The sequence below is a fragment of the Streptomyces sp. ActVer genome (genome assembly GCF_027270795.1).
Classification (GTDB): Bacteria; Actinomycetota; Actinomycetes; order Streptomycetales; family Streptomycetaceae; genus Streptomyces; species Streptomyces umbrinus_A.
Map to the genome: position 1 here is coordinate 1 of NZ_JAPWHT010000575.1, position 5,677 is coordinate 5,677.

The following is a 5,677-nucleotide window of genomic DNA, read 5'->3' on the forward strand; positions in this document are numbered from 1 at the left end:
ATCTGGGCGGCACGGGCGTCCCGCTGACCGGCCCGGACGCGCCGATCCACCGAGAGGGGGGAGAGCGGGGCGCCGCGGTGGCCGCCTGAAGGGCGTCAGCCCAGCCGGGACACGTCGAGCGCGATGAGGGCCACGTGCAGTTCGGTCCGGCGCTCGCCGGATTCGAGGTCCAGGTCAAGCATCCGCTCGATGGTGTGCAGCCGTTGGTAGAGCGTCTGCCGGGACAGCTCGCCCCGGCGTGCGGCGGTGGTCTTGTTGCCGGCGGCGTCCAGGTAGTGGCGCAGCGTCGGCAGCAGGCTGGTGCCGTGCCGGCTGTCGTGGTCGATGAGCTGGGCGAGCTGCCGCTCGGCGAAGCTCTGGACACGTGGGTCCTGGCGCAGCGCGTACAGGAGGTGCCGCAGACCGATGTCGGACAGCTCGTGGAAGGGCTTGTCCGAGGAGTGCGGCAGGGCCGCCTCCGCGACTCGTGTTGCCTCGTGGAAGGAACGGGCCGCGCGGGAGAGGTCGGTGACCTCGGAACCGACGCTCACGACGGCCCCCGAGTCCAGGTTCAGCGCGGTGCGGCCGAGCTGTTCGACCGTGGGCCGCCAGGACCCCGAGGGGCGCAGGGACAGCAGCACGCCCACGCGTCCGGGGGCCAGTTCGCCCACGAGGGCGGGCACGGTCACCGTCCGCAGGTCCTCGGTCAGCCGCGTTTCCAGGTCCTCGCCGCCCGGGTGGGTGGGGGTGTCGATCAGGACGGCGAGGAAATGGCACTCCTCGGTGGGCAGGCCCAGAGCGGCGGCGCGGGCCCGGGCCTCGTCGGGGGAGCGGTGGCGCTGCTCGGCTATGTCCCGCAGCGTGTTGCGGTGCGCGCTCCGCTCCCAGGTCGTGGCATGGATGAGTCGGGCGATGGTCAGGGTCATCGCCGTCCGTTCCAGCACGGCCACGTCCTCGGGGCCGAACGACGGGGTACGGGGGGTACGGGTCGGGGCGGGGAGCATGATGACGCGGCCCCAGGGTTCGCCGCGGTACTCCACCGGTGCCACGAGCCAGTGTTCGGGACCGAGCACCTCCGTGTGGTCGCGGGGAGGCGTCGCCCGGGAACGCCGCTCCCACCCGGAGAGCGCCTCCTCGACGGTATGGCCCGAGGGTTCGCAGATCACCGCGTGGTGGACCAGGTTCTCCAGCACGACGGTGTGGCCGCTCGTCTCCGCCGCCGCCCGGACCACCTCCTCCGGGGAGGCGCCGCGCAGCGTCAGCGCGGTGAACGCCTCGTGGATCTGCTGGGTCCTGCGCATCGCCTGCATCTGGTTGCCGACGATGAGCGCGTGCACGACCTGGGTGACCTCGAGGAAGTTGACGTCCTTGGAGAGGGTGACGAGCGGCAGACCGCGGCTCCGGCAGGCGTGAACCAGCGCCTCGGGCGGGCGGTGGTACCGGCGGACCAGTTCGATCACGAGGGCCGCAGCACCGATGTCGGCGAGCTCGTCCACGTACCGCCGCACCTCGGCGGGCTGCTCCGGCAGCGGCATACCGGTGGTGAGGACGAGCTCCCCGCCCTTCAGGAACGAAGCGGGATCCGTGAGCTCGGTGATGTGCACCCACTGGACCCGCCGGTCGAGACCGGACTCGCCGGCGACCACCCGGGGCTGCCCCGCGGCCAGCACGGGAAGCCCCAGCACGTCGTCCACGGTGAGGGGACGGCCCGTCACGGCCTCCGGCTCGTTCCCGCGCCGCGGTCCGGCTGTCCGGTGTTCCTCGCTCACGGTGCCTCCATACGTGCCCGGCCACTCTGACAAGCACCCGCCACCTGCGCAAGGCCGGCCCGACGGCCGTTGACCGGGTCGTGGACGACGTGCCCGGCCCCGTGAGGTTGACACATCGTCCAAATGCCGTGCCCGGAGCGGACAGATCAGACGTTGTGGCGGTCCGGCTCCCTGGAAATGCTGAAGACGCCGAGCGAGAAACGCGAGAAACGACCGAGCGACATCCGACACAGCGCCGGGAGACGAACATGACCACACTGTCGCCGCACCTTCGCCAGGCCACGCCCGTGGTGGCGGTCCGGGGCGAGGGCGTACACCTGTACGGGGAGGACGGCCGCCGCTATCTCGACTTCACCGCCGGCATCGGTGTCACCAGCACCGGCCACTGTCACCCCAGGGTCGTGGCCGCCGCCCAGGAGCAGGTCGGCACGCTCATCCACGGCCAGTACACGACGGTCATGCACCAGCCGCTGCGGCAGCTGGTCGACAGGCTGGGCGAGGTGCTGCCGGCGGGGCTGGACAGTCTGTTCTTCATGAACTCCGGCAGCGAGGCCGTGGAGGCCGCGCTGCGCCTGGCCCGCCAGGCCACCGGCCGCCCGAACGTCCTGGTCTGCCACGGAGGCTTCCACGGCCGGACCGTGGCCGCCGCCTCCATGACCACCTCCGGCACCCGCTTCCGCTCCGGCTTCTCACCGCTGATGAGCGGGGTGGTCGTCACCCCCTTCCCGACGACCTTCCGGTACGGCTGGGACGAGGAGACCGCGACCCGCTTCGCCCTTCAGGAACTCGACTACACGCTCCAGACGATCTCCTCGCCCGACGACACGGCCGCCATCATTGTCGAGCCGGTCCTCGGTGAGGGCGGGTACGTGCCCGCGAACCAGGCTTTCCTCGAAGGGCTGCGCGAGCGGGCGGACCGCCACGGCTTCCTGCTGATCCTGGACGAGGTACAGACGGGAGTGGGCCGCACCGGCCGGTTCTGGGGCCACGACCACTTCGGCGTCACCCCGGACATCCTCGTCACGGCCAAGGGGCTGGCCAGCGGCTTCCCGCTGTCGGGCATCGCCGCCTCCGAGGAACTGATGCAGAAGGCCTGGCCGGGCTCGCAGGGCGGCACCTACGGCGCCAACGCCGTCGCCTGCGCCGCGGCCTGCGCCACGCTCGACGTCGTACGCGACGAGAAGCTCGTCGAGAACGCCGAGGCGATGGGAGCCCGGCTGCGGGCCGGTCTCGAGACGGTCGCCGCGAACACTCCCGGCATCGGGGACGTCCGAGGGCTCGGCCTGATGCTCGGGACCGAGTTCGTGACCGAGGACGGGCAGCCCGATTCCGCGACGGCCGCGCGTGTGCAACGGGCCGCGGTGGACGAGGGGTTGCTCCTGCTGCTGTGCGGAGCCTGGAACCAGGTCGTACGGATGATCCCTGCGCTCGTCGTCGACGAGACGGCGATCGACGAGGGGCTGCGGGCCTGGTCCGCAGCCGTGGAAACCGGAACCTCGGCGCCGTGAGCGCTGGTCCGGACCCTCTCACGGGCCACGAGGCGGCGCCGCTGCCGCCTCGTGGGCCCGGCGCGTCGGCGGACGACGGCACCGAGGCGCTGTCGCGGCTGCTCGCCGGGACCGCCCCGGGGATGCGGGTCGACACGGGCGGCCGGACCGCCGCCTACGCGTACGACGCCTCCAACTACCGGGTGCCGCCACGGGCCGTGGCCTTCCCCCGCTCCGGCGCCGACGTCGCAGCCGTACTCAGCGCCTGCCGGGAACTGGGCATCCCCGTCACGGCACGCGGTGGCGGCACCAGCATGGCGGGCAACGCGATCGGCCCGGGTGTCGTCCTGGACTTCTCCCGCCACCTGAACCGCGTACTGGACCTCGATCCCGCGGCCGGAACCGCCAAGGTCGAGGCCGGAGTCGTGCTCGACGAACTGCGCACCGCCGCAGGGAAGCACGGCCTCACCTTCGGCCCCGACCCTTCCTCGCACAGCCGGTGCACGCTCGGCGGCATGATCGGCAACGACGCCTGCGGCAACCGGTCCGTACGCCACGGGCGGACCGGCCGCCACATCGAGTCGCTGGAGATCGTCACCGCCGACGGCGTCCACGCGATCGCCGACCACACCGGGCTGCACGCGGCCGATCCCGCGGACACCGCGTCCGTCGAGCGCGTCGCCCAAATCGCGTACGAGGTAAGGAAGTTGGTCGCGGACCAACTCGCACTCATCCGGACCGAACTCGGCCGGATCCCGCGCCAGGTCTCCGGCTACCAGCTCCAGCACCTGCTGCCCGAGCACGGCTTCGACATGGCCCGCGCCCTGGTCGGCACCGAGGGCACCTGCGCGGTCGTCGTCGCCGCGACCGTCCGCCTGGTGGCGACGGCTCCCGCCTCGGCCCTGCTGGCCCTCGGCTACGACGACGTCGTGGACGCCGCGGAGGACGTACCGGAGATCCTGCGCTGGTCGCCCACCGCCGTGGAGGGCATGGACGAGGCCATCGTCGCGACCATGCGCGCCCGCCGGGGTACGGACTCCGTCACCGGGCTGCCCGGCGGACGGGCCTGGCTGTACGTCGAACTCGACGGAGACGAGGAGGAGTTGGTCACCGCCCGCGCGGCCGAACTCCTCGACACCCTCAAGGCGCGCGGGCGGATGGTCGACGGGCGGCTGGTGTCGAGCCCGGGGGAGCGGCGGTCCCTGTGGCGGGTCCGCGAGGACGGCGCCGGTCTGGCCGCCCGCCTGCTCGACGGCGGGGAGTCCTGGCCCGGCTGGGAGGACGCGGCCGTCGCCCCGGAGGATCTGGCCGACTACCTGCGGGACTTCCGCGCGCTGCTGGCCGCGCACGAGCTGACCGGCGTGCTGTACGGGCACTTCGGCGCCGGCTGCGTCCATGTCCGCGTCGACTTCGACTTCGCCACGGACACCGGCCGTGCCGCCGCGCGCCGCTTCCTCCAGGAGGCGGCCGCGCTGGTGGTCCGGCACGGCGGCACGCTCTCGGGCGAACACGGCGACGGCCGGGCGCGCGGTGAACTGCTGGAAGTCATGTACAGCGACCGGATGATCCGGGCGTTCGCCGCCTTCAAGCGCGCCTTCGACCCGGAGGGCCTGCTGAACCCGGGCGTCATCGTGGCACCGGCCGCGCTCGACGCCGACCTGGCCCTGCACGGCCCGCCGGTACCGGACGGGCGCCCGACGCTCTTCACCTTCCCGCACGACGAGGACGGCTTCGCGGGCGCCGCCCGCCGCTGTGTCGGCATCGGCCGCTGTCGCTCAGACGCGTCGGCGGGCGGTGTCATGTGTCCCAGCTACCGCGCCACAGGCGACGAGAACGACTCCACCCGCGGCCGGGCGCGGGCCCTCCAGGAAATGCTGCGCGGCGAGACCGTCCACGACGGCTGGCGCTCGACGGACGTCCGCGACGCCCTCGACCTGTGCCTGTCCTGCAAGGCGTGCTCCACCGACTGCCCGGTGGGCGTCGACATGGCCACGTACAAGGCGGAGTTCCTGCACCAGCACTACCGGGGACGGATCCGGCCCCGCTCCCATTACTCACTGGGATGGCTGCCGTTCACCTCGGCCCTGGCCGCCCGGGTAGCGAGGCCCCTGAACGCTCTGCTCCGCGGGCCCGTCGGCAGGCTGCTCGCGCGGGTGGGCGGCGTCACCAGGAGACGTACGATCCCCGCCTTCGCCTCCCGACGCTCGCTGCGGTCCGCCCTGCGCACGTCCGGCACCGCCGAACCGAGCGCTCTGCTCTTCGTCGACAGCTTCACGCGCGCCTTCCGACCCCAGGTGGCCGGGGCCACCGCACGCGTGCTCGCCGACGCCGGGATACCCAGCGCGGCGCGGGACGGCCTGTGCTGCGGGCTGACCTGGGTCAGCACCGGCCAACTGTCCGTGGCGCGGCGGGTCATGGCCCGTACCGTGGCCCGGCTCGACG

At 72.9% G+C, this 5,677-nt stretch carries 3 protein-coding genes; 2 read left to right on the plus strand and 1 reads right to left on the minus strand.

Going from position 1 to position 5,677, the window contains the following annotated elements:
* Positions 1–95: 95 nt before the first annotated feature.
* Entirely contained in the window at positions 96–1,748 is a 1,653-nt protein-coding gene (locus tag O3Q52_RS47805; protein ID WP_269654730.1) for a PucR family transcriptional regulator, read from the minus strand.
* 248 nt (positions 1,749–1,996) lie between these two features.
* Between O3Q52_RS47805 and O3Q52_RS47810 the strand changes: the two genes are divergently transcribed.
* Both O3Q52_RS47810 and O3Q52_RS47815 read left to right on the plus strand, forming a co-directional pair.
* Complete coding sequence (locus O3Q52_RS47810; protein WP_269654731.1) at positions 1,997–3,256, plus strand: aspartate aminotransferase family protein; 1,260 nt, start codon at positions 1,997–1,999, stop codon at positions 3,254–3,256.
* A gap of 122 nt (positions 3,257–3,378) precedes the next feature.
* The coding region (locus tag O3Q52_RS47815; RefSeq protein WP_269654732.1) for an FAD-binding and (Fe-S)-binding domain-containing protein at positions 3,379–5,677 on the plus strand (2,299 nt) is incomplete at its 3' end.

What these genes read in the sequence shown, in the direction of transcription:
- O3Q52_RS47810 (WP_269654731.1), top strand. Translation starts at nt 1,997, where the DNA reads ATGACCACACTGTCGCCGCACCTTCGCCAGGCCACGCCCGTGGTGGCG.